General features: G+C 34.1%; 35 protein-coding genes. 21 read left to right on the forward strand and 14 right to left on the reverse strand.

Annotation, left to right across the window (positions count from 1 at the left end):
* Position 1 precedes the first annotated feature (1 nt).
* The 13 genes from EG339_RS02555 to EG339_RS02615 form a co-directional block, all read right to left on the reverse strand.
* Positions 2–1,024: a hypothetical protein gene (locus EG339_RS02555; protein ID WP_123868723.1), complete on the reverse strand. Its 1,023-nt coding sequence runs from the start codon at positions 1,022–1,024 to the stop codon at positions 2–4.
* The gene (locus EG339_RS02560) at positions 1,021–1,512 is read right to left on the reverse strand and encodes a hypothetical protein (RefSeq protein ID WP_123868724.1); all 492 of its coding nucleotides are present in this window, start codon (positions 1,510–1,512) and stop codon (positions 1,021–1,023) included. The genes EG339_RS02555 and EG339_RS02560 overlap by 4 nt, the downstream gene beginning before the upstream one ends.
* Positions 1,512–6,518, reverse strand: coding sequence for a tape measure protein (locus EG339_RS02565; protein ID WP_123868725.1), 5,007 nt, complete (start codon positions 6,516–6,518; stop codon positions 1,512–1,514). Before EG339_RS02565 ends, EG339_RS02560 begins: the two co-directional genes overlap by 1 nt.
* Complete coding sequence (locus tag EG339_RS02570) at positions 6,515–6,724, reverse strand: hypothetical protein (RefSeq protein WP_123868726.1); 210 nt, start codon at positions 6,722–6,724, stop codon at positions 6,515–6,517. Before EG339_RS02570 ends, EG339_RS02565 begins: the two co-directional genes overlap by 4 nt.
* A gap of 8 nt (positions 6,725–6,732) precedes the next feature.
* Positions 6,733–7,257 (reverse strand): hypothetical protein, encoded by a 525-nt coding sequence (locus EG339_RS02575; RefSeq protein WP_123868727.1) that lies wholly within the window; start codon positions 7,255–7,257, stop codon positions 6,733–6,735.
* 63 nt (positions 7,258–7,320) lie between these two features.
* Positions 7,321–7,827, reverse strand: coding sequence for a hypothetical protein (locus tag EG339_RS02580; protein WP_123868728.1), 507 nt, complete (start codon positions 7,825–7,827; stop codon positions 7,321–7,323).
* Positions 7,828–7,837: 10 nt separating this feature from the next.
* The gene (locus EG339_RS02585; RefSeq protein ID WP_123868729.1) at positions 7,838–8,236 is read right to left on the reverse strand and encodes a hypothetical protein; all 399 of its coding nucleotides are present in this window, start codon (positions 8,234–8,236) and stop codon (positions 7,838–7,840) included.
* Entirely contained in the window at positions 8,233–8,685 is a 453-nt protein-coding gene (locus EG339_RS02590) for a hypothetical protein (RefSeq protein ID WP_123868730.1), read from the reverse strand. The genes EG339_RS02585 and EG339_RS02590 overlap by 4 nt, the downstream gene beginning before the upstream one ends.
* 14 nt (positions 8,686–8,699) lie before the next feature.
* The gene (locus EG339_RS02595) at positions 8,700–8,993 is read right to left on the reverse strand and encodes a hypothetical protein (RefSeq protein WP_123868731.1); all 294 of its coding nucleotides are present in this window, start codon (positions 8,991–8,993) and stop codon (positions 8,700–8,702) included.
* Between the two features lie 23 nt (positions 8,994–9,016).
* Positions 9,017–9,346 carry a DUF6706 family protein gene (locus EG339_RS02600; RefSeq protein ID WP_123868732.1) on the reverse strand — a complete coding sequence of 110 codons (330 nt, stop codon included), beginning with the start codon at positions 9,344–9,346 and terminating at the stop codon, positions 9,017–9,019.
* 3 nt (positions 9,347–9,349) lie between these two features.
* Positions 9,350–10,456, reverse strand: a complete 1,107-nt coding sequence (locus EG339_RS02605; RefSeq protein WP_123868733.1) for a major capsid protein — start codon at positions 10,454–10,456, stop codon at positions 9,350–9,352.
* A gap of 17 nt (positions 10,457–10,473) precedes the next feature.
* The gene (locus tag EG339_RS02610; RefSeq protein ID WP_123868734.1) at positions 10,474–10,845 is read right to left on the reverse strand and encodes a hypothetical protein; all 372 of its coding nucleotides are present in this window, start codon (positions 10,843–10,845) and stop codon (positions 10,474–10,476) included.
* Between the two features lie 26 nt (positions 10,846–10,871).
* Positions 10,872–11,501 (reverse strand): hypothetical protein, encoded by a 630-nt coding sequence (locus tag EG339_RS02615; protein WP_123868735.1) that lies wholly within the window; start codon positions 11,499–11,501, stop codon positions 10,872–10,874.
* 149 nt (positions 11,502–11,650) lie between these two features.
* Here EG339_RS02615 and EG339_RS02620 point away from each other — a divergent pair, with 149 nt between their 5' ends.
* The 19 genes from EG339_RS02620 to EG339_RS02710 all read left to right on the forward strand — a co-directional run bounded on the left by EG339_RS02620 (position 11,651) and on the right by EG339_RS02710 (position 18,212).
* Positions 11,651–12,046: a hypothetical protein gene (locus EG339_RS02620; protein ID WP_123868736.1), complete on the forward strand. Its 396-nt coding sequence runs from the start codon at positions 11,651–11,653 to the stop codon at positions 12,044–12,046.
* Positions 12,047–12,056: 10 nt separating this feature from the next.
* Positions 12,057–12,341 (forward strand): hypothetical protein, encoded by a 285-nt coding sequence (locus tag EG339_RS02625; protein ID WP_123868737.1) that lies wholly within the window; start codon positions 12,057–12,059, stop codon positions 12,339–12,341.
* Positions 12,342–12,443: 102 nt separating this feature from the next.
* Positions 12,444–12,662: a hypothetical protein gene (locus tag EG339_RS02630; RefSeq protein ID WP_123868738.1), complete on the forward strand. Its 219-nt coding sequence runs from the start codon at positions 12,444–12,446 to the stop codon at positions 12,660–12,662.
* The gene (locus tag EG339_RS02635) at positions 12,649–12,867 is read left to right on the forward strand and encodes a bacteriocin-like protein (protein WP_123868739.1); all 219 of its coding nucleotides are present in this window, start codon (positions 12,649–12,651) and stop codon (positions 12,865–12,867) included. The genes EG339_RS02630 and EG339_RS02635 overlap by 14 nt, the downstream gene beginning before the upstream one ends.
* Positions 12,864–13,229 (forward strand): YopX family protein, encoded by a 366-nt coding sequence (locus EG339_RS02640; protein ID WP_185147662.1) that lies wholly within the window; start codon positions 12,864–12,866, stop codon positions 13,227–13,229. The genes EG339_RS02635 and EG339_RS02640 overlap by 4 nt, the downstream gene beginning before the upstream one ends.
* An 8-nt stretch (positions 13,230–13,237) precedes the next feature.
* The gene (locus tag EG339_RS02645) at positions 13,238–13,480 is read left to right on the forward strand and encodes a hypothetical protein (protein ID WP_123868741.1); all 243 of its coding nucleotides are present in this window, start codon (positions 13,238–13,240) and stop codon (positions 13,478–13,480) included.
* A gap of 113 nt (positions 13,481–13,593) precedes the next feature.
* Positions 13,594–13,995: a hypothetical protein gene (locus EG339_RS02650; RefSeq protein WP_123868742.1), complete on the forward strand. Its 402-nt coding sequence runs from the start codon at positions 13,594–13,596 to the stop codon at positions 13,993–13,995.
* A 2-nt stretch (positions 13,996–13,997) separates the two neighbouring features.
* A complete protein-coding gene (locus EG339_RS02655; RefSeq protein WP_123868743.1) occupies positions 13,998–14,189 on the forward strand; it encodes a hypothetical protein in 192 nt (63 codons plus the stop codon).
* Positions 14,186–14,458, forward strand: coding sequence for a hypothetical protein (locus EG339_RS02660; protein ID WP_123868744.1), 273 nt, complete (start codon positions 14,186–14,188; stop codon positions 14,456–14,458). Before EG339_RS02655 ends, EG339_RS02660 begins: the two co-directional genes overlap by 4 nt.
* Positions 14,455–15,186: a DNA cytosine methyltransferase gene (locus EG339_RS02665; RefSeq protein WP_123868745.1), complete on the forward strand. Its 732-nt coding sequence runs from the start codon at positions 14,455–14,457 to the stop codon at positions 15,184–15,186. The genes EG339_RS02660 and EG339_RS02665 overlap by 4 nt, the downstream gene beginning before the upstream one ends.
* Entirely contained in the window at positions 15,183–15,524 is a 342-nt protein-coding gene (locus EG339_RS02670; RefSeq protein ID WP_123868746.1) for a hypothetical protein, read from the forward strand. Before EG339_RS02665 ends, EG339_RS02670 begins: the two co-directional genes overlap by 4 nt.
* On the forward strand, positions 15,521–15,775 hold the full coding sequence (locus EG339_RS02675) for a hypothetical protein (RefSeq protein WP_123868747.1): 255 nt from the start codon (positions 15,521–15,523) through the stop codon (positions 15,773–15,775). Before EG339_RS02670 ends, EG339_RS02675 begins: the two co-directional genes overlap by 4 nt.
* A gap of 37 nt (positions 15,776–15,812) precedes the next feature.
* Positions 15,813–16,010, forward strand: a complete 198-nt coding sequence (locus EG339_RS02680) for a hypothetical protein (protein WP_123868748.1) — start codon at positions 15,813–15,815, stop codon at positions 16,008–16,010.
* Between the two features lie 17 nt (positions 16,011–16,027).
* The gene (locus EG339_RS02685; protein ID WP_123868749.1) at positions 16,028–16,297 is read left to right on the forward strand and encodes a hypothetical protein; all 270 of its coding nucleotides are present in this window, start codon (positions 16,028–16,030) and stop codon (positions 16,295–16,297) included.
* 39 nt (positions 16,298–16,336) lie between these two features.
* Complete coding sequence (locus EG339_RS02690) at positions 16,337–16,621, forward strand: hypothetical protein (RefSeq protein WP_123868750.1); 285 nt, start codon at positions 16,337–16,339, stop codon at positions 16,619–16,621.
* Between the two features lie 39 nt (positions 16,622–16,660).
* Positions 16,661–16,918 (forward strand): DUF7352 domain-containing protein, encoded by a 258-nt coding sequence (locus EG339_RS02695; RefSeq protein ID WP_123868751.1) that lies wholly within the window; start codon positions 16,661–16,663, stop codon positions 16,916–16,918.
* A gap of 2 nt (positions 16,919–16,920) precedes the next feature.
* Positions 16,921–17,187 (forward strand): hypothetical protein, encoded by a 267-nt coding sequence (locus tag EG339_RS02700; protein WP_123868752.1) that lies wholly within the window; start codon positions 16,921–16,923, stop codon positions 17,185–17,187.
* Between the two features lie 290 nt (positions 17,188–17,477).
* Positions 17,478–17,687: a hypothetical protein gene (locus EG339_RS02705; protein ID WP_123868753.1), complete on the forward strand. Its 210-nt coding sequence runs from the start codon at positions 17,478–17,480 to the stop codon at positions 17,685–17,687.
* A 234-nt stretch (positions 17,688–17,921) separates the two neighbouring features.
* On the forward strand, positions 17,922–18,212 hold the full coding sequence (locus EG339_RS02710; protein WP_123868754.1) for a hypothetical protein: 291 nt from the start codon (positions 17,922–17,924) through the stop codon (positions 18,210–18,212).
* Between the two features lie 276 nt (positions 18,213–18,488).
* On the opposite strand, the gene EG339_RS02715 is transcribed toward EG339_RS02710, so the two are convergent.
* Positions 18,489–19,541, reverse strand: a complete 1,053-nt coding sequence (locus EG339_RS02715) for a structural protein (protein ID WP_123868755.1) — start codon at positions 19,539–19,541, stop codon at positions 18,489–18,491.
* A 224-nt stretch (positions 19,542–19,765) separates the two neighbouring features.
* On the opposite strand from EG339_RS02715, the gene EG339_RS02720 reads away from it, so the two are divergent.
* The gene (locus EG339_RS02720) at positions 19,766–20,083 is read left to right on the forward strand and encodes a hypothetical protein (protein WP_123868756.1); all 318 of its coding nucleotides are present in this window, start codon (positions 19,766–19,768) and stop codon (positions 20,081–20,083) included.
* Positions 20,084–20,092: 9 nt separating this feature from the next.
* On the forward strand, positions 20,093–20,623 hold the full coding sequence (locus EG339_RS02725; protein WP_123868757.1) for a hypothetical protein: 531 nt from the start codon (positions 20,093–20,095) through the stop codon (positions 20,621–20,623).
* Positions 20,624–20,653 lie beyond the last annotated feature (30 nt).

A 20,653-nucleotide genomic window follows, 5' to 3' on the forward strand; every position in this document is an offset into this window, starting at 1 on the left:
TTTATATTTTTTCCCAAATTGTTTCTGCAGGTGTTTGAAGATTTTTCATGTCCTCAATATTTCCCGCTATAATTATTATTTTTTCTTTACCTAACATGTTCTGCCAGTCTCCGACTACCTCAGCCGTCTCTATTCGCGGATTGCCGAATGTTAATCCTTGTATTTCGTTCCCGGAAGTATCAAGCACTTTGAATATGAACTTGCCATAGTCTCCAATTTTAAGTTCCTGAACAGTCGATATAGTATTCTTTCCGGTTACTGCATTGTGTATTGCGCTTATTGCTATAGCTTCATAAGTATTATCCGGTTTTCTGCCTATCACATAAAGAATGATGTCCTTAGGAAGTGTTAGTGTAACCTCAACTGAAAATTGATAGGCATAGCTTTTTGACGGCACTGAATACACTTCATAGTATTCACTATTTACCCCACTTGTTGCTACCAATGAAACACCGGCATTCTCATATGATGGTACTGAGTAGTCTTTTGTAAGATTTACATTCCCGCGGCCAGTCTGTTTGGTGCCGTCTCCGAAGAAGATCTCTGTTTCCGAATCAATCTCATATGAAAGCTTAAAAGTATCCAGAGTCGTTTTTAGCACTCTTTTAATTGGATTAGGTTCGATAAGAACTAAATCAAAAGTCCCTACCATTCTACCCTGTCTAAATTTCTTCTCTAATTTGATATCATCTTGTAGATATACTTCATAAGGCAATGTTTCATTGTCAAATGGTGTTATATGAAGTCGCTGAGTACCCGGCTTTGAAAATTGCTCCCTGATGAAGTCTTTAAACATTTCAAAAAGATTTTCCCAATTCTCAGCATCTATAAAGCATTTAAGAGTAAATTTCCTTTCTTTGTACTTAGGCTTTCTTAGATCCGGAGCAGTACCATGATATTCTGCCCAGTCATATGTTTGAATAGGTTTTCGTTCCAGTCCATCTGTTATACCGGGAGAATCTGAAACAAAGACATTGAAGTCTTTGAATAAATGTCCGTTCAAAACATACTTTACTTCATTCATTTCTTAAATGTTGATGTTTGCACTTTTACATTTCCAATACTCTTCACATTGTGATTATCATAACAGAAAACCATAACAGAAGCCTTATCATAACACTCAATTTCTAATTCTGCTTTATCCAATAGATTAACAATTACAATTGCGTGGTCTTTAGCAATCACTTTAGCCTTTGTATCATGTCTTAAAATCAATTTTCCAACATTAAACATGTTATACCCTACCGTAACATTTGAAGTACCGAAATAGGCTGAATTTTGATGGTTTGTGTTTTTTCCGGAATAATCTGTATAAAGACGATGTTGCTCAGACTGTCCTTTGAATTCACGGAGGATATCAAGTGAAGGAAAATTATTTTCCATACTCCAGTCATCCCCATCAAAATACATTCTGCAAAGATTCTCTAATGACAAATCATCTTTCATTTTTCCTTGCCACTCCTTGCAAAGATTATTATTAACAGCTTGCTTGAATACGTCTTTTAGTTTCATTATGGTATGCCGGCTAATCCGGACTTGATTTTAGAGTTCATTTCTTTTATCTCCTTATACATAGCCTCGATAGGCCTAGTATTTTTTTCGATTTGACTTTGAATCTGGAGTTGGTTTCTGAAAATATCTTGGTTAGCCCGATGAATTTTTAAAGCTTCTGCAACATTTATCCTCATTGCATTAATCTGTCCTTCTAAAGCTCCGGCGGTTTTCTCAGTAATTCCTTTGATATCTCCTTTAAGTCCTTGAGCATTTTCAGCAGATTGTCCAAAGAGATCTTCATATTGTTTAAGAGCTTCCATGTAGTCTTTCATGGCCTTTTCACCCATTGACTTTATTGCGTCTCGCTCTTCTTTAGTAAGACCATCAAAAGAACCATCTATTTCTGAATTAGCAATTTGCTGCTTTAGTTTTCCTATTAACTGAAGATATCCTTGTCTTTGTTTTTCAAATAATGGCTTTTCATAATAATCAGCTGTTAAAAGTTTTTCTTCTAATGCTTTTACTTTTGCTTCATATTCTTTGATTTTAGCCTGATTAGCAGTTGTATCTCCTTTTCCAAATCCCATTGAGGTATAGATAGAATCAACCATGTTTTTTGCTGCCTCATCAAGGAATTTCATTTTTAATGCATTTTGAACAGCACTTCTCATTACATCATCTACAACTTTATCAAAAGATTTGGCGGCATCCTCTCCTTGTGAAAATGCACTAATTAATGCATCTGCTATCTTTTCAGATAAATCTTTGAATTCTACAGTGGTAACTTGCCTTTTGAAATTATCAACTATTTCTTCAATTTTATCGTTAATCTCTTGTATCTGTTGATTGTAAGAGGCGATTTTGTCCGTGTCGGTATTTTTCTTCTCATTTTCGGTCTTTCTCATTTTTATTAAGACCGCCTGCTGCTCTTTTAGATTTGCAATCAAATCCTTCTGCATTTTCAACTGAGCTTCACCAGCTGTTTTTTCTATGATATGATTTAATTGCTCGTATGAATATTTTAGATCATTAATTGCCTGTTGCCACTGTCTTATTGATTTCTCTCGATCTGTATCTCCATTGGCAAGTTTTGCAATCGAAGAAACCATCGATATTATACCGCTGACCATTTGACCATAATTTTTGTTAACATATCCGGCAACAGTATTTACTACTCCATCAAATAATTGTTGAACATCTTTTAATGCTTGTTGCGACTCTTCTGACATCATCCCCAATGCACTGCCAAGATTTATTGCAAAATCTATTGCAGCATCACCTGCTGCGCCCGCGGCATTAAAAATACCTACTAAAGCGTGGTTTGTTTCATCAAGTTTAATTTTATACTGTTCAGAGTCTTTCCCAAATTTTTTTTCAATATCTGCTAACTTCTTCTTTTCTTCTCGATATTTTTTGATTGACTCACTTAATTTAGAAAATGGGTCCTTTGAAATACTTTCATTAAGATTTTTTAATACGTCATTATATGCTTTTAGGTCTTGTGCATTTAAAGCTTTACCTGCATCTGAATCTAAAAATGCTTTAAACTGATCTCGGATTTTTTTTAGTGTACGAGGCCCTATTTTTTCAAGATCCCCAAATGCTTTAACATAAGCATCTGTCTTCTGGAACATTTCCCAGGACATAGCAGATATTTCTTTTGTTTGAGCTTTATTAGCTTCTTCAGTTTGTCTGGCTTTTTCAGCATCAGAAACATTAGAATCCTGAATACGTTTTCTTAATTCATTATATCTGGATTCAATAGCCAGTTTTCTTTGTTCAAAAGTTTCTTTATCTTTTACAAAAGAATTGTAGAAATCCTGTTGTTTTTGCTTTTCATCCTTTAAAGCTTTATCAATAGCTAAATCTTTTGCATTCCTATTCTCACCAGTCATTTCTGTGGCATAGACTTTTTTAAACTTCTCTAGCTTATCGATTAATTCATTACCTTCGAATTTTGCCTTAATTTGATCTATTTCTTTATTTACACCTTCAAGAAACGTCTCTTCACCAATATATTCTGAAATTATCTTTTTTATTTTGATTAAATTTTCAGCAGCTTCATTACCAGATTTTTTTTCTAAAGATGCATTAGTATCATTTAAATACTGAAGAAATGATTTATCTTTAATTTCTGGAAACATGCCATCAACAGTTTCTTTGCTATAACCAAGTTGAAGTAATTTATCTCTAACATCTATCTGACGTTTTGTTTCATCAATACTTTCTTGAAATGTTTTAACTTCAAAAAGCCTTTCACGTTCAGCCTTTTCTTTACGTAAGGCTAAAAGTTCATCATTAATTTCTTTTACACTTTTTACTTCTTTACTAAATCTCTCCTTTCCATACTTGTCAATGTATCTCATTTGAACAGTATCACCAGAAGATCTTTTTAATGCTTCTTCCCGTAAGCTAATTTCCTGTTCCAATCTTGCTAAAGAGCCCTTTAAGAAGCTTTTTTCAGCTCCTTTTTCTAATCTAAGACGTTCTTTTTCTCTTTCTTTTTGATCTTTAAGAAACTGTTTGTCTGATAGGTCATATTTTTTAAGTGCAGCATCAGCTTCCAGCCACTTCTTTTTAGCTTCTCTCCACGCAGGACTACCTTCTTTTGAAGTTGGCATTGATGCTACTAGATCTTCAGCAGCTTTTTTCTGAGCTTCCCAATAAGCCTTGTTTTTGTCTACAGAAGCACCAGACTGTGCTTTATTTATCTTCATTATCTCTTGTTGAGCCTTATTAAGCTGGTTCAAAAGAGGATTGATATTCCAGTTAATTAGACCTATTGAAGTAGACTTTACAAGTGAATGAATATTATTAACTTTATCCAGAGCCTCCGCCTTTTTAATATTGCTCTTTTCTAAAGCAGATATTTGTTCATTAATAGACTTAACTTGTCCTTCCCAATATCTTTTTTGCTCTGCAAGAGACATAGTAGAAAGTCTTTCATTTTCAAGTCTCTGGTCTAATTCATTATTGTATTTCTCAAGGTTAATTTTTTGTGCTTCAAGATTCTTTTTAGCGATTTCTAACTGTTCAAGATAAATTCCGCTATCACCATTTCTTTTCTTAAGAATTTTATTTAATTCCTCAATTTTTGCACTATATTCTTCAATGCTTTTTTGAGACTTTTCAATATTTGAACGTATGTTTTGAGTGCTGAACTTATCTAATTCTGCATTAAGTTTTTTCTGAGCCTCGGTAGAGCCAAGTTTTTTGAAGGTTTCCAGATCCATTTGTTTCAACATATCAGGCATGATTTTGCCTAAAGCTTTATAAGCTTCAATTTGTTGAAGTTTAGTTGAAGTATCTGAGAAAATAACTGAGGTTAATTCCTGTGTTTTAGTTTTTAACTCTTCAATAAGCTTGCTGGACCTTTGTCTTTCATCATTTAGCTGTTTTTCTGCAATAGATGCAGCCGTGGAAGTATCTCTTAATTTCAGATATGCATAAGTTAATGCTACAGCTGCGGCAATTACTAAAACAATAGGATTATTAAGCATTGTTGCATTTAGCAATGCCTGTGCCTGAGTAGCAAGTCTTGTAGCTGCTGTTCTAAGCGTAGTTAACAATGTCAATCTTGCAGTGGCAATTGAGTTTGCATTTTTAGCAGCTGTCTGTGCTGTTTCTGTAGCAACTGCTAATGCTCCCTGTGCTGTTCCAACAGCTTTTGCGGTATTTTCTAGAGATTGCTTTGCGGTATTAAATTCAGTAGCAACCGCCAATGCTCTCTTCCTTGCTATAGAAGCTGATTCCTGGGTAGCAAGTACAGTATTCTGTGCCGCCTCAACCCTTTTCTGTGCAAGTTCTATTTGTCTTGCAGTTCCCACAGCCTGAATTGATGATAATTCCATTCTTGCCAAAGACAACTGTACTCTTGCCTCTTGTGCTTTTGCCGCAGCTGTTATACCTGCCTGAATTGCTGCTTGTTTTTTGACGGCTAAACTGGAAACCTCAGCTTGAAGAGAAGCATATTTAGCTCTGGTACTAGCCAGTTCTGCTGCTGCATCACGTGCTGTTGCTTCAGCCTGTCTTTGTGTTACTAAAGCCCTTCCGAGCTTCATTTTTTCTGAAATACCCAGCAAGGCAATTTCAGATTGTATTGTTCTATTCCCTAAGTTTTGAGCCGCAGAAGCAACAATAACGGCAGCTTTGTAACTTCCATAGGCAACAACTAATCCTTCAATTATATCAAGAACCTTCTGATAATTATCTACAAGGAATGTAAGGCCTTCTATACCTTTATAAAGAATCCCCTCACTACCCTCGCCAATTTTATTGAGCATTTGGTCCCAGGCATCACCAAGGTTAGCAACTTGTCCAGAGAGAGAAGCAGATTGTTTTTCCATTAATTCGAAAAACATTCCGCCTTCATTAGTCATTTTGAACAATACATCCTGAACATCTTTAAAACCTATCTTACCAGCCGAAACCATATCACTGATTTCTGATTCATTTTTATTGAATTTTTTAGCAAGTTCTGCTAACATAGGTATACCAGCTTCTGTGAACTGTAGAAGCTCTTGGCCCATAAGTTTATTTTTAGCCTTAACTTGCCCGTAAATCAAGTTAATCCTTTCAAGAGGTACTCCAAGACCGGCTGCAATATTACCCATTCTTGTAAGGGTGTCTACCACCTCACTTGCTGGCACTTGAAAAGCAAGTAATTGTTTTGCTCCGGCAGATACATCTTGTAGAGAAAAAGGTGTCTTTGCGGCAAGATCAACCATCTGCCCCATAAGCTGTTTAGCCTGGTCCGCATTACCAAGCATTGTTGAAAAGGCAATTTCCGTTTTCTGGAATTCACCTCTTACATTAATTATTTCCTTTGTGAATGAAAATAAAGCTTGGGCAGAGAAATACCCACCAATAGCAGTACCTAAATTCTTAAATGCTGAATCCATTACTTGTGCCTCTTTAACCGCTAATCCGGAAGCTTCACGAATACCATTTTTAATCCTGGTAATCCCCTGGTCAAAGTTGTTTACTGAAAGTAAGGCGTCAAAGTGTAAGGCTCCTTGTGTCATTTCTTATTTTGCTGGTTTATTTTATCGAGGTACTTTTTGAAGTCATTGGAAGTTTGTGGTGTTAATTCTTTCACCTCATCATCAGAATTTTTCTCATCATCCTTTTCTATGTACTTTTGGTTAGGAAGATCATAAAGCATTCTTAGCACTATTGGCCAGGGAATACTCCACATCAGTTCTTTGTAAGGAATTTTCAAGGTTTTCATTGCGAACCCTAAGGTTCCGTAGATGGATTGGAGACCTGTTGATTCCCATCTACCAGACTCGTCTCCGTTGGACTTTTTGGACTTGTTACTGTCAGCTGTCCGATCATTCTGATAGAGGTGATAAAATTTTTAATATCATACATCTGAAGTATCACCATAGAGATTTTAAGCGCTTTCTCTGGATTTAATTTCCATTTGAGATACCAGGACAGAAAGTTTGTGAATAGTAGGATTTTCCAACGTTTATGAAGAATACACACAGCAATGAACTTCATTAATGGTGTAACGTTTTTCCCAACTTCATTGAATACAGAAGCGTTGTCCTCAGATGTAAGGTTGATTTTTAGATCTACCGCATGCTTATTAGCATGAGTGATTGTTCCAAAAACAAGAGGTTTTATTTGAAATTTTCTTTTTCCAATATCGAAGACAAAGCCTTTTTCAATAAGCAATTCTGCTTCATTTCTCTCTGCTTCTTCTTTGGAAATATTTTGGTTAACGAATTCGTTAAAAAGATCTTCTGTGCTTTCCATTTTTTAGATAAAAACCACCCACAATTGCAGGTGGTTTCAAGTATATGAATGTTAGAAAAAGTGTTATTTCTCTCTGTATGTCATTGCTTCCACACCTTCTTTTTCTGGTGCTTGAACAGTAACAACAACTTTCATCGTCAGTACGTTTTCTGTACCAATAGTACCACCAAGCGGAGTTGCTAAAACTTTTCCGTTCACGATATCAATATCATATCCGGCTTTTGTTTCAACGGTAAATGATTTTTCAATCACTTCTTTCACCATCGGTGGCGAATAACTTTTCTTAGCAGGAGTTCCGGAAGTGATAACTTCACCACCTGCATAGTAAGCTTGCGTTTCCAAAGAAGGGTTCGCTATTTCAAAGGTTAAAGTAGTTTCTGCATCGTTTTGTCCGATAGCGATTCTTTTCCCTTTTTCTTCTGTTTCGATCCAATTGATTGTTTCGTCAGAAGTTTCAAGGACAGCTGTCCCTTTAAGGGTTTCATCATGCTCTGTTAAAGCAGTACCCATACCTCCATCCGAAGCTTTATTTCCGGAAAGAAGTCTTTTTATACCAAATGTAAATGCCATTTATTTTAATTTAATTGATTGTTCGGGTTTGTAATCGAATGACGGAAACCCATTCATTTTTTCCGTCTACTTTATAATCTCGTTGATATTCGATCTCGAGGTATGTTTTTTTATCTTCCAGGTATACCTTATCAAAAAGAGGCATCAAAAGCTTTGTAGCATTATTCAGCAGTGCTAGATTTGGAAAGTAACTTGTACCAGACTGGATATCCTGAGCGTAGATATTGACTAATACAACAGATGAATGAAGTGGATCAGTAGCAACTGAAAGAGACCCTATTACAACGTCATTTTTTGTCGAATTAAATGGACGTTGGTCAATACAAACCTCTCCATTAATAATACTTTTAATTGTGCTGTTTTTAACAATATTAAAAGCGATTGATTTTAATTCAAATGTTGTTATCATTGCGCTCTTCTCATTGTATTAACAATACTCTTTGCTATCTGGTTTATTCGTGTTTTCGCTAGGACCTCAGCAGGTTTTAATACATCTAAGTGATGAATATCCTCAACATAGCTGGCATAGTCCATACCTGCAACAACAATAACTGCATATCCGTTTCCAAAATCTTTTGCGAGTTCTTTTGCGTAAGCTTCACCAATATCTTTTCCTGATTTATCATTGTTACCAGATTCGGGTCCTGAAGCCTCATTCGTAAAGACAGAACTAAGAACATTACCATGTTTCACAACCACATAACCAATAGAGTTACGGAGGTTACCGGTTTGATCCTGATAAGTGTCGAGATTCTTTGCAAGATTGACACACTCCATACCCAGGTAATTAAGGTTCCTGATCATGAGTTCATCCAGTGTATTAATTCTCTCTTGTAAGTAAGAATTAATCTGATTCATGTTAAATCTTGGCTCTATACCCATAACCTACAGTGTAATTGTGTTGGAGCAAATCGTAATATTTTTCCCTTGCTTCTGATTTGATTGCCACTTCTTACTTCAATCTGTGTATTAGCCTCTATTATCGGTGTACCTAAGGGCATTAATACTTTCGAAGAATAATTAGCAACCTCACCACTTTCAAGGGTGACAATTCCTTGTTGAACTACAACCTCATCTCTACAATTGGAATGAAATACCCATTGTTCAGTTGGCTCGGTAGGATATCCAGTTTCCGGATCTATACCACCTCCTACTATCTTAAGCACATAAAGCTCATATGGATATTGCGTCATGCTAAGAAACTTATGTCTTTAACTTCTAAATCTGAATCTTTCAATAGGTCTGAAATTCCTAACCTCTTACACTCTATGGAGTACCATCTTTCTAAGGCTTTCCTATCCCACTTTACTGAATAGCTATCCTCTGATATATCTGGCTTTGCAAGTAACTCAAGGACTATTTCTGTAAAAGCGATATCCATTTCGTCCGGTTTATCGAGAATTCCTGATTCATCAATCTGCTTCGAAGCAAAGAAAATATCAAGATCTGCATCACTCATAGTGATGGACAAACGGTTCAATTTACTCTTGAAATAATCCTTATTTGTTACTATTGCCATATATTAGAATGCTTTAGTAGTTGACAGCAAGTAGATATACTTGATAGTATTCACTACCGGGAAGGCATTAAGTTCTGCTTTTGTCCACTCTTTGAAAGGTTCGTTTTGATTCCACTTAGAAATCAATGTTCTTCCTTTTTTCGCGTAGATTACATTGTTTACTGGCTCCATTTCCTCCATAGCAAGTGCATTCTTGATTTCTCCTAATTTACCATCAGGAATAAATGCCAGGTTGCTTTCTTCAAATGGTCTGATAATGGAAGGTGTACCATCTTTTTCAACAGGAACTCTAATATCAGTTACCTCGAATACTGGAAGCTTTGCAGCAGTCATATATTCGTTGATACGATCATTTGTAATTGGAGCAGTTTGAGAATTCCTTGCTGCTGCAGAAAGCCCAAAGAAAGTACCTACGGTTTCTTTCACTTCTTTAGACTTCATGAACTGAAGTAAAGTACGACCATCAATCAGGATTTTACCAAATGTCAATCCTCTATCTGAAGCATCATTTACCAGATTAACAATATCTGTAAGTGGTTTTGAATTAACAGCATCACTCCAATTCTCAGAAGCATTAACCTTGTTTTCAGAAGGCATTTTTAAATCAATATCTCCGATTACAATACCATCAGGGTTATTATCTGCCGTGATAGTAATTTTTCCTGTAGAAATAGCCTGTGCTACTGTAAGATCAATTCTCTTATCAACTGCCTCTGTAACGTATTTCATATCGTCCCAAATCAGTTTTAAAGCTTGATTCTTTTTCTCCTGGTCCTTAATCCCCTTCATTTCCTGAAGAACCTTGTAATTTCTATACTGCTCTTCATCCAAGTCTCTCATGACTTTGATTGGTGGAATTTTACCACTCATCGCTTCAAGAGTCTCACGACTTCTTAAAGGTGTTTCTCCATCACGAGTAACATATGATGCTGCAGGAGTAATTACTGAATTACCAAGTACTGAACTATATGTTAAGGAAATTTGTGGTAATGCGAAATCAAAGTATTGAGTATACCAAGCAGTATTGAATTTCTCTAATCTCGTATCGATCATCATTTGTAGTGTGTCAGCGTCTGCTACACTACCGAAAACGGTTGTTTCTTTTGCCATTTTTTAAGTATTAAGGATTATCGAGATTCAGAGAATATGATTAATGGCAACGCCTTTCTATGAGCTGCATTAATAGTTGGTGTTACTCTACGTGCATATACAGTTCCTCTAAGGACTACATCTACAGGTGCATTAGCTTCAATTTTTACATCTGTATACAAAAGTCCTTTTGCATCTGATGTCTGATCGGGAGCTGTTCCTGTTAAAGTTGCTTTTTTAGCTTTTCGTGTGGCTTCATCGAAAACCATCGGTGTTCCTGCCGGAATTGTTTCCCCTACAGTAAGTCCGGTAGCATCAAGAGTAAAACCACCTCTTGCCATTTCCAGTACTTTCTGGAAAATTGGGATCGTTCTTGATCCCTGTGTGGAAGTTGGCTCTAAATATCCCATTTTGTTTTTGTTAAGTGATTAATGCTCTAGAAAGCTTTATTGAACGAATCAATATCTGCTTGTTTTTGAGCGGGAGTCTGATTCCCAACAGAAGTAGTTGGCTTGTAACCTTCTCCGGCTGTCGCCTCTGCTCTTCCTTGTGTAATTTCAGAGTAGTATTCCCCTTGCTTTGCGATAAAGTCTTCGATATCTTCTTCTTTTTCGAAGCTTCTACCATACATTACAGACTCAATTTCTTTTTCAGTCATTTTGAGTTCTTTTAAGCCCTCAATAACTTTTTGATTGTTTGACTGTACTTTTTGATCTGTCTGCATTCCTTGAACTGTTTTAGTCAAAGCTTCAATTGCAGCTAGTAATGGATCTGATGTCACTTTTTTTGGAGATTTACCTGGTTTAGGTTCTGGATCAACAGCCCCTTGTTCCTCATCGTCGTCATTTCCTTCTTGTTCTTTCTTTTTAAGAGCTGCCTGAACTCTAGAATCAGCTTCTGACTGGAAAGTCTTAGCTAACGGTTCAAACAGTTTACACTTATCAGTAATTTCTTCTTCTGTTGCATTTTCTTCAAGAGAACCCATAACAGAATCTGATAATGCCTGTAAAGCCTTTGCAGAAAGCCCATTCTTAAGGAAAAACTTTTTTACAGTTGGGTTAATCATAAATTTTTTTTCAAAAATATTTAAATTAGAGTCACATTGACTCTAATTTTTACTTATATTTGCAAAGTAGATTGATTGAAATAATTACTTAATGCTTCTATTATGTCAGTTTTAAAAGGGTTTTTCAATCATAAAAAACATTAATAACTATGAAGAAAATTTTAATCGCATTGAGCTTAACATTAATTTTTGCGTCATGCTCATCAGAAATAGACACTTTCGATTATGATCCGAAATATCTAATTGAGATAGACTTCAAAACAGGATTATTGAAAGAAGGTGGAAAAGTATTACAGGCTGCAAGTCCAGAATTATCAGATATCTGTCTTAAAGCACTGAGAAATGAAACGCTGCCGGAAGGGTATAAAGCAGAAGTAATCTGCCAAGGAAGTGGAGGCAACAATGTACTTTTTTATTACATAAAACTGATCTCATCTAATGGAAGTAACTACTACTTAGTTTCTAGTAATGGGTCGGTAACCATGGTACATATTGTAACTCATTACGACCAGAATAACTGCCTAAAAAGATGGATTAAAAACTAACACATACAACATGAAAAATTTCCAAAAACTAAAAGAAAGAAAACCTGAATTAGCAAAAGACCTAGAGTCTATGACAAGAGAGGAACTAATGGAACATTATGCATTAGAGCTTGCCGAAAAAGACGAATTAGAAGAGTATAAAGAGAATATAGAATTCTATCATACTGAACTTGAGTATATAGTCTCTTTAGCTTGTAACTGGCTTAAGAAAAATAGAAAAGACAAGCATCAAATTATTATTGAAGGTGATAAAGGTGAATTAATATACACGCACACTGAAAAATCATTTATCTAAACATTGTTAAAGCAGACCTAAGCATGTCTAAAAACTGCTTATCATTTCAAAGGCGGTCAGTGGATCGGCCGCCTCTTTTAAAAACTTAAAAAATTAAATATCATGAAACTAACAACAAAGAAATTAGAGTATTGCAACTTCATCGAAGTAAAAGTAGATGAAACAGAGATTACAATTTATGAAAATGGTAATGAATGTAGTGATTTTATTCAAAATCTGCTTGAAACAATTGATGAATTATGTAGGCTACGAAACGAAAGCGCATATGAATACTTTGAAAAGCATTACAACATAAAAATACAAGAAAATGGGAAAATTTAAAAAACTATCAAAAGAGCAATTAAAAGAAGTTAACGGCGGAGTGAAGTGGACAGAATACTGGCTAGAGGAAGTTCCAGACTATGAGGAGGAGATGAAGGACTTGTTAGTTAAAGTCGATGAAGAGCAGTGCTTATTAGGATATGTTACCTCAGACACCCATTGTGATTTGGAAGAATTGCTAACCAAACTAAAAACAGAATCATGAGAGAAATTAAATTCCGAGGACAAAGAAATGACAATAATGAATGGGTAATTGGTGATCTACTTCAAAATTACATACATCATAATTCAGGAACAACAATTCAGCAAGGAGGATGTGTTTTTTATGAAGTCAAAAATGAAACAGTTGGCCAGTACACCGGACTCAAAGACAAAAACGGAGTAGAGATATATGAGGGGGATATTGTAAAAGATATTTATAATAATTCATTTACAGTTAGATATAATGAATACTGTTCATTTATGCTTTATCCTATTGGAAATGAAGCAGAGTTTATGGCTATATATCCTACAATAACTTTGATAGTCATCGGCAACATTCACTCCAATCCGGAGCTACTAAAATAATCACAATCATGAGCGTATTAAAAGTACATTACGATCCTTTCGGTAATACTAATGATGATTTTAGTTGGAGTGATGCTGGATATTGCGGAACTTATTTAAGTGACGGAAATTCAACAAATGACAAAGATTTAGTCTCCTGCAAAAAATGTAAGAAGAAATTTGAACAAGCAGATGAAGAAGTGAAAATAGCAAGACAGCAAGAGCTTAACGATATGCAGGGTTATGTTGACTTTATAGAAGAAAACAAATAAACGGACCGGACCGTATTCTTTCCGGGAAAAACAACAACAATTTAAAGTGCAAAAAACAGTTCGTAAAAAACAGCGAACGCACACTCTTTACGTCAAATTTTAAAAATATAACAATGGAAAATACATTAGAAAATAAGGAAAAGTTTTTTACTCAGTACTACGGACAAGAAGTAGCAAACATTCAACACCCTTTTGATGAGGATTATATGGGACAAGTTGATGGGTTGTTTATTGGGGGTATTAATTTTTTAGAACTCAAACCTCTTTCATCAATAACAGATGAAGATTTATTGAAAATTGCTGAATTGCTGAGCTGGAGAAAATCAATGTCAGAATCTTCAATAATCACCCAAACTAAGGAACTTCTACTAAGTCAGTCGCAAACAAACTTATATCGTGAACATTGGTCTGATATAGTTGATAAAGTTCGTGAATTAGGCTATGCTCATAAGTGGAATGGTATTTCCGTTGAAAAGCAGATTGAATACGGTTGGATAAAACTTAAAGAAAACTAGCCATGAAAGTAAAACGAATTGTTGCAAATCATCAAGGACGCGAAATATACGGTACTTATCCATACAGTGAAGACGATCTGTATTGCTGGTTTAGTCACTATAATGGAAATACAGCTGATTGTAAGTTTTTGTTTGATAATAAAGCATTAAGAGGTGTAAAATTAGAAATAACCATCAAAGAATATGAAATATGAGTCACCAAGAGAAACAAGAGATCTTTAATAGTTTTATTAAAGCTCAAGATTTACCATTGAAAGTAGATGATTTTGAACACTTATTAATCATCTTCAGATACTCAGGTATAGATGTTAAAACCTTTAAAGATTTGATATTTTCTGCCTGCGATCTAGTCCAGGAGGAACAGCAGAAGAGAATTTTTGAAACTACAGAAATAGATAGATTATTCTCAAACTGTAAAGAAATTAAAGAAAGTATAATTAACGAAGATAATATAATATCATGAAACATGCTTCGCTTTTTACCGGTATAGGCTCTTTTGATTTAGCAGCAAAAGAGGTTGGCTTTGAGAATATTTTCCAGGTAGAAATTGATAAATGGTGCCATAAAGTTTTAAATAAGAATTTTCCAAATACAAAAAAATACTATGATATTAAACAATTCGATGGATCAATATACAAAGGAACGATTGACATTATTTCCGGTGGTTTTCCCTGTCAAGATATTTCTATCTCGGGAAGAGGTGCAGGTATTAACGGAACAAAAAGTGGACTTTGGAGTGAACTATGTAGAGTTATTTCGGAAGTTTTACCTGGATATACACTCATTGAAAACTCACCTCAGATCACAAAAAAAGGGTTTGAAAAAATCTTATATGACCTTCACGAAATCGGGTATGATGCAGAATGGGAAAATTTTTACGCTTCCGAATTTGGGAAATACCATCACAGAGAAAGGCTTTATATTCTTGCCTACCCCAATGCACAAAGACGGCGAGGGATATTACATTACATCAAGAGAAGCCTCGCTGAAAAGAATAGTAAAACAAATACATTGGATTCACAATGCAGTCCTTTTCTACAATTTGAGCAAAGGTTTGGCGAACCCCCGGTTTTCGGAGTGGTTGATGGGCTTGCCAAAAGATTGGACTCTCGTAAACGACTCGGAGGATGTGGAAATGCAGTTGTAAAGGATATACCACTCAGAATTTTCAAAGAAATAAAAGACCTATGAAAGAACTAGAAGAACTAACCCGGGAGATCCGTGAGAAGCTGCCGAGGCTGAAAGAAGTAAAAAAACAAAGTTACATTGGAGGCTGTAATATTATGACGTTGAGTGCCCCAATGCTTAACGATGTTCTGGAATGGCACTCAAAGTATTATTGCAAAAACAGTCACTTTGAAGTATTAAATATTGTGATTAACGATGAAAAGCATCCAGCGGGAGTATTCATTGATTATTCAGAAGAATATACTGCACGTTTTATATGGGATCTTTCAAAACCTTTTCTAAAGGATCAATCCCCTGAGCTAATAAAATTCCTTCACTCACTTATAAAAACAAAACAATGAATAAAGACGAAATAATTGATAGATTAAAATACTTAAATGATAACATTGATGTTATGAGTCAATCACCGTCTTCATCAAATGATTTAAGTAAAGGGCAGGTTACTTTGTATTTATACAGTTATTCAGAAAAAGAAAGAGAAGATCTGTTTAAAATAATTGATGAATTTGATCATAATTTACAAGTATCTAAAAATAATTCATATAAACAAGAGAAGGCTTTACTGGAGAAAAAATTAAAAAGGATTTTATGATCAACAAAGCAAATTTAACCAATAAATAAATTATACAATGGAAAAAATTAAATGCTACACAATGACACTTTTTGGATCAACTCTAACAGATCCAAATATTGATAATATTCTTGAAACTTTAAAAATAGAACTTGAAGAAAATCTTGATGATGAAGAAAATATCAATTTTCAATTTGGGGTAAAATATCTAACCCAGGATGAAATTGATGAGCTAGGAGAATTCGAAGGATTTTAACCAATAAAAAAGACAAAATGGAAATGCCAGTACCTTGCCTTAAATGTGGAGAATGGGTTGAACTTCATGATACAAGAAAATCTCCATTAACAAATGCTCTACTTTGTGATGAATGCTTTTCAATTGAAAATGAAGTATATTATCTTAAAGAAGAAGCTGATGATATTAAGTATGATTTAGATAATCATGCTGAGCATATGAAAGGTGATCGAAGAGGTTGGAAAAATAACCTTAACGATATAAAGAAAAAGATTAAATCATTAGGATTTGATTATGATGAACTTTAACCCAGTGCCATCTTAGGGTGGCACTTTAAAACAAAAATTATGAATCAAGATGAAAAAATTAAGTATAGTGGTACTTTTTCTTTAGAATTAAAAATGAGTGAGTTTTATGAATTTGCAAAGCCTTTAGTTGATGAAAAAGTATTAAAAGAGTCTATCAAATCAGAACTGTACCATTGTTGGCATGGAATAATAAATGGAGATTGGGGCGGTGATGCATTGGACTGGAAGAAAGTATTTTATCATCAACTATTCAAGGATGGTATAATTGAACAAACCCAAACTTCTATAGAATGGTACGGGAATTTTAAATTAAAATCTAAGTAAAATTATTTTGTAATCAAACACGGAAAAATAATATAAAACATGAAAACAATATATAAATATCAATTAAATACTATTGGTAAACAAATAATAACAATGCCTATAGATTCAGAAATAATTAGTTTACAAACTCAGTTTGGAAGCCCCTGTATTTGGGCAAAAGTAGATGATGAAAAACCTGTATATGATAGAACAATTCTAACATTTGGAACCGGACATCCATTGCCTGAAGGAAATATTGAATTTATCGGCACTTATCAAATTAGTGAATTTGTTTTCCATGTTTTTGAAATGCTTTAAAGATGAAAGGAGAACAAAAAATAATTTACCAAGTATCAGCAGATGATGGTACGGGAGGTGAAAGAAACTTAGGATATGCAGCAGGCGAAAAATCGGATATTATTGCATATTACGAACCTTATAAACCTTACAAGGAAGCTGAAATTTATTTGCGAGAAATAAAAGTGAATATTGTAACGGGAAAAATGGCAGAATATATTCAAATTCTTAATCAGGAAAAGATACAGCTTGAAAGTAGACTTAAACAGATAAAAGATGAATTGAAGTAATTACGGAAACCCGCAACTTAAAAACACTCAACTAAATTAAATTAGCGTAATGGAACGAATTGTAATTAAGCAGCAGAACTCTATCATACTTGCCATAATAAGTGCTTTGAAGACTTGCTCTACCGGTATAGGCATCCGGCACTTGCATAATATCACCATAAAACGCGGACCTTCAGACTCTCAAATTGAGTTTTCTAGGAAAGACGGTGAAGATATTAAGTCAGTTGACTTTTTCATGTTAGGGTATTTCGTTGGTCGTGATTATGAAGTATCTTTACTCCATGGAAAACATGGAAGAAATAGAAAGACAAATACTTGAAATAGTTACTGAGCAGTTTAAAAAAGATGGAGGTTCAAACGGCGTAACAATGGGCGCATTTGACCATATCCTTAATATGTCTATACAGGAAAGAAACGAATTCCTGGAAAGAATGTCAAAGGAAAAGAAAATATATATTTTTCAAAGCCTAAATAGTAGAAGGGTAACTTTGCCAAAATAAACTAAATTATTAAATGAAAATAAAACCCATATACCACGTTAAATTTAATGATCCAATAAATGGTAAGTCAGATTACTATTTTGGGACTATTTCAGCCATATATGAGCTTTTTACGCCTCAACAGGTCGGGTACTCCCAACAATATATTTACAAACACGCAATGAAACTTGGCGATGAGCTAAGAACGAAGTATTGTGTGATTAAAAAAGTCGAATTATTAAGCAAAACTAAGTTATGAGTAATTTTAATTTTGAAAGAAACAAAGATTTTTTGAAAGCAGTAGAAATAACTGCTATTAAACACAATGTCTATTTATCTGAAATTCTAACTTTAGCTGAGAATATAGAAATAAAAGACAGAATGGACTATGATGACTTTCATCTACTACAAAATGTAATTGGGATTCCTTTTGGTTTTTACGTTCCGAAGAATGATATAGTCGAAGGATTGGTGACAAATGAGAAATTTTTAAGTACAATGATTGAAATTTCTAATAATGACTATAGTTTTAACAAGAATGAATAAAGCCCCAATTAAGGGGCTGTTTTATTTTGGATATGTTTGTCTAAATACCGATTTAATTCGTCTCTCCAGTTCGAAGTAATCTTCTGGAGTATGTATTTTATCCATATCCCTTACATGAATGTATGTTCCTGATTGATGTCCCGGTTCAATCATAATAATTTGATTGACATTTATAGATTTAACCCCATTTGACCCGTTTTGAATCTGTATTAGCATAATTATTATTTTTAATTAGTGCAAATCTAACAATTGTAAAATAATATTTTGTTAATTCTTTTACACATATTCTTCAATAAGCTTTTTATTGTTTGTGATAAAGTACGGCTTCGACTTTGACTTTTTTATTTTGAGGCTGTTTTCCACCAACCAGTTTGTAAAGGAATCTGGAAGTTCATCAACCGCATTAACACTCCTTTTTGGCTCCTTACCTTGCCATATCAAATCATTATCTCTCTCCATTTCCTCCCACGTCTTCAAGATTGCAATCGTAGTGCATCGGCATTGCGGATGCCAACCGACAAAAACAAAATCTTTTGGATAATTGCCCGCCATAGCCTCGCAAAAAGGACAGTGTTTCGGATTATTTGAAAGTTTAATCTGAATGCCTACAACGAAGTCAAACTGTTGGTATTTCTCATAATTAGCTTGATGATAAGCCATATTGTTGACTGTTCTCGTAAGTCTCTGAGCATTTTTTGCTGATGATCTGTAAACACCCTGTCCAGGATTAAAGGCTTTTGCAACTTTTGAAAGGATTAGATTCCCATGTTTATCACGAACCCTCCGAAAAAGCCTGTCAGGATCGTTTAGGTTTGATCTCAACTCCCGCGCAAGTTTAGCAGCAGATTTCCCCTCTCCAATTCCGATATCCAAACCAAGTTCAATTTCATTCCGGAACTGATCTGAAAGTTTCCACACACGATCAGATAAACCAATTCCATTTTCTTTAAACTTTTTAAAGGCATTTAAAGCGTCTTTATTCGGATTTAGGTATTCTTTAACCTGCTCCTTAGAAAGATTCAGTTTTTGAGCTATTTTCGACACTAATTTAGACTGTTTGTCCTCAGCAGTGGACCAACTATTATCAATTTGCGTGTAAAGCTCCGCAATAACGTTCTTCGTGAACTGTTCAAAAAGCTTGTTTGCAGATTTATTTAAGTCCGGATAGTCTGAGAATGAGAATAGTTTTGTTGTGTCAATACGGCCTAATGTGATAAGCTTCACAACCTCATCAATAAGTTGTTTGTAAAGACTGTTTATTCTTCTTACGTTGTATTCACCACGTTGAAAGTGTTTAGCGTCAAAATTATCGTCGTGCAGGTCTGCCATGATATTGATTTAAAGAACTTCTAGCTCAAAGTTACAATATTCTAATAATATAAGATTGAAATAACTAACTTATTTAGAATTGAAATAAATTGTGTTACTTATTAAAAATAAATTGTGTTACTTATTAAAAATAAATACTTGCATATTTGCAAGTTATTAAAATTATTGTGTATCTTTACACTATCAAAATAACAAAACAGTTTAACAATTAAAAATCAAACATTATGAAAACTTTAGAGACTATTTTAACAGAAATAAAAGATCTTTATGATTTAAATTTGAACTATTACAAAGGCGAATATGAGGGTAAAGAATTCAAAATAAGATTTAACAAAGATCATGCTCGTAACTTTAATAGAAATGACGATGATAGCATTAGTAATCTTTCTTTAATTAATATTTATGGTAGTGCATTTGATGAAGTCAATATTTACAGAAATAATGATAGAACTGTACAGGCTCAAATCTGGGGCATTTTAGATTGGGAAGACGCAAAAAAAGAAATAGAAAATTTTCTTCAAGAATTAACTTGGTTAGATTAAATTATTTTTATGGCAGGAAATAAAAGATGGACACAAGAAGAAATATCTTATCTGAAGGAAAATTATGGAATTCAGTCTGTTGAATTTATTAGCAATAAATTAGATAGAAGTACTGATAGTATTCATAAAAAAGCTTCAGATTTAAAAGTATCATTTGCAAATCTATCTGAAAAAATAGCGAAAGAGGATAGGCTTGAAAAAAAATTAGATGAAGTTATTTTTCTTCTACAACGGTTAATTGATAATAATCATAGTCATTGGACCGAATATGAATTAGACTATATTAAAAAGAATTATACATTAAGATCAGCACCTACAATAGCTGCAAAATTAAAAAGAAATCCCAATTCTGTAATCCAAAAAGCTAAAGAATTAGGTGTTATTAAAGTTTTAAATTCATTTGAAGAATATGAAGATGATTTTATAATAGAAAATTATGGAAAACTTCCTCTTAGTCAAATTGGATTTCATTTAGACCGTAATTATAACTCAATATTTAATAGAGTTAGTATTTTAAAAAAAGTTGGAAAGATAAAATAAAGCCCTCAATTAAGAGGGCTTATTTATCAA

Source organism: Chryseobacterium bernardetii (assembly GCF_003815975.1).
Classification (GTDB): domain Bacteria; phylum Bacteroidota; class Bacteroidia; order Flavobacteriales; family Weeksellaceae; genus Chryseobacterium; species Chryseobacterium bernardetii.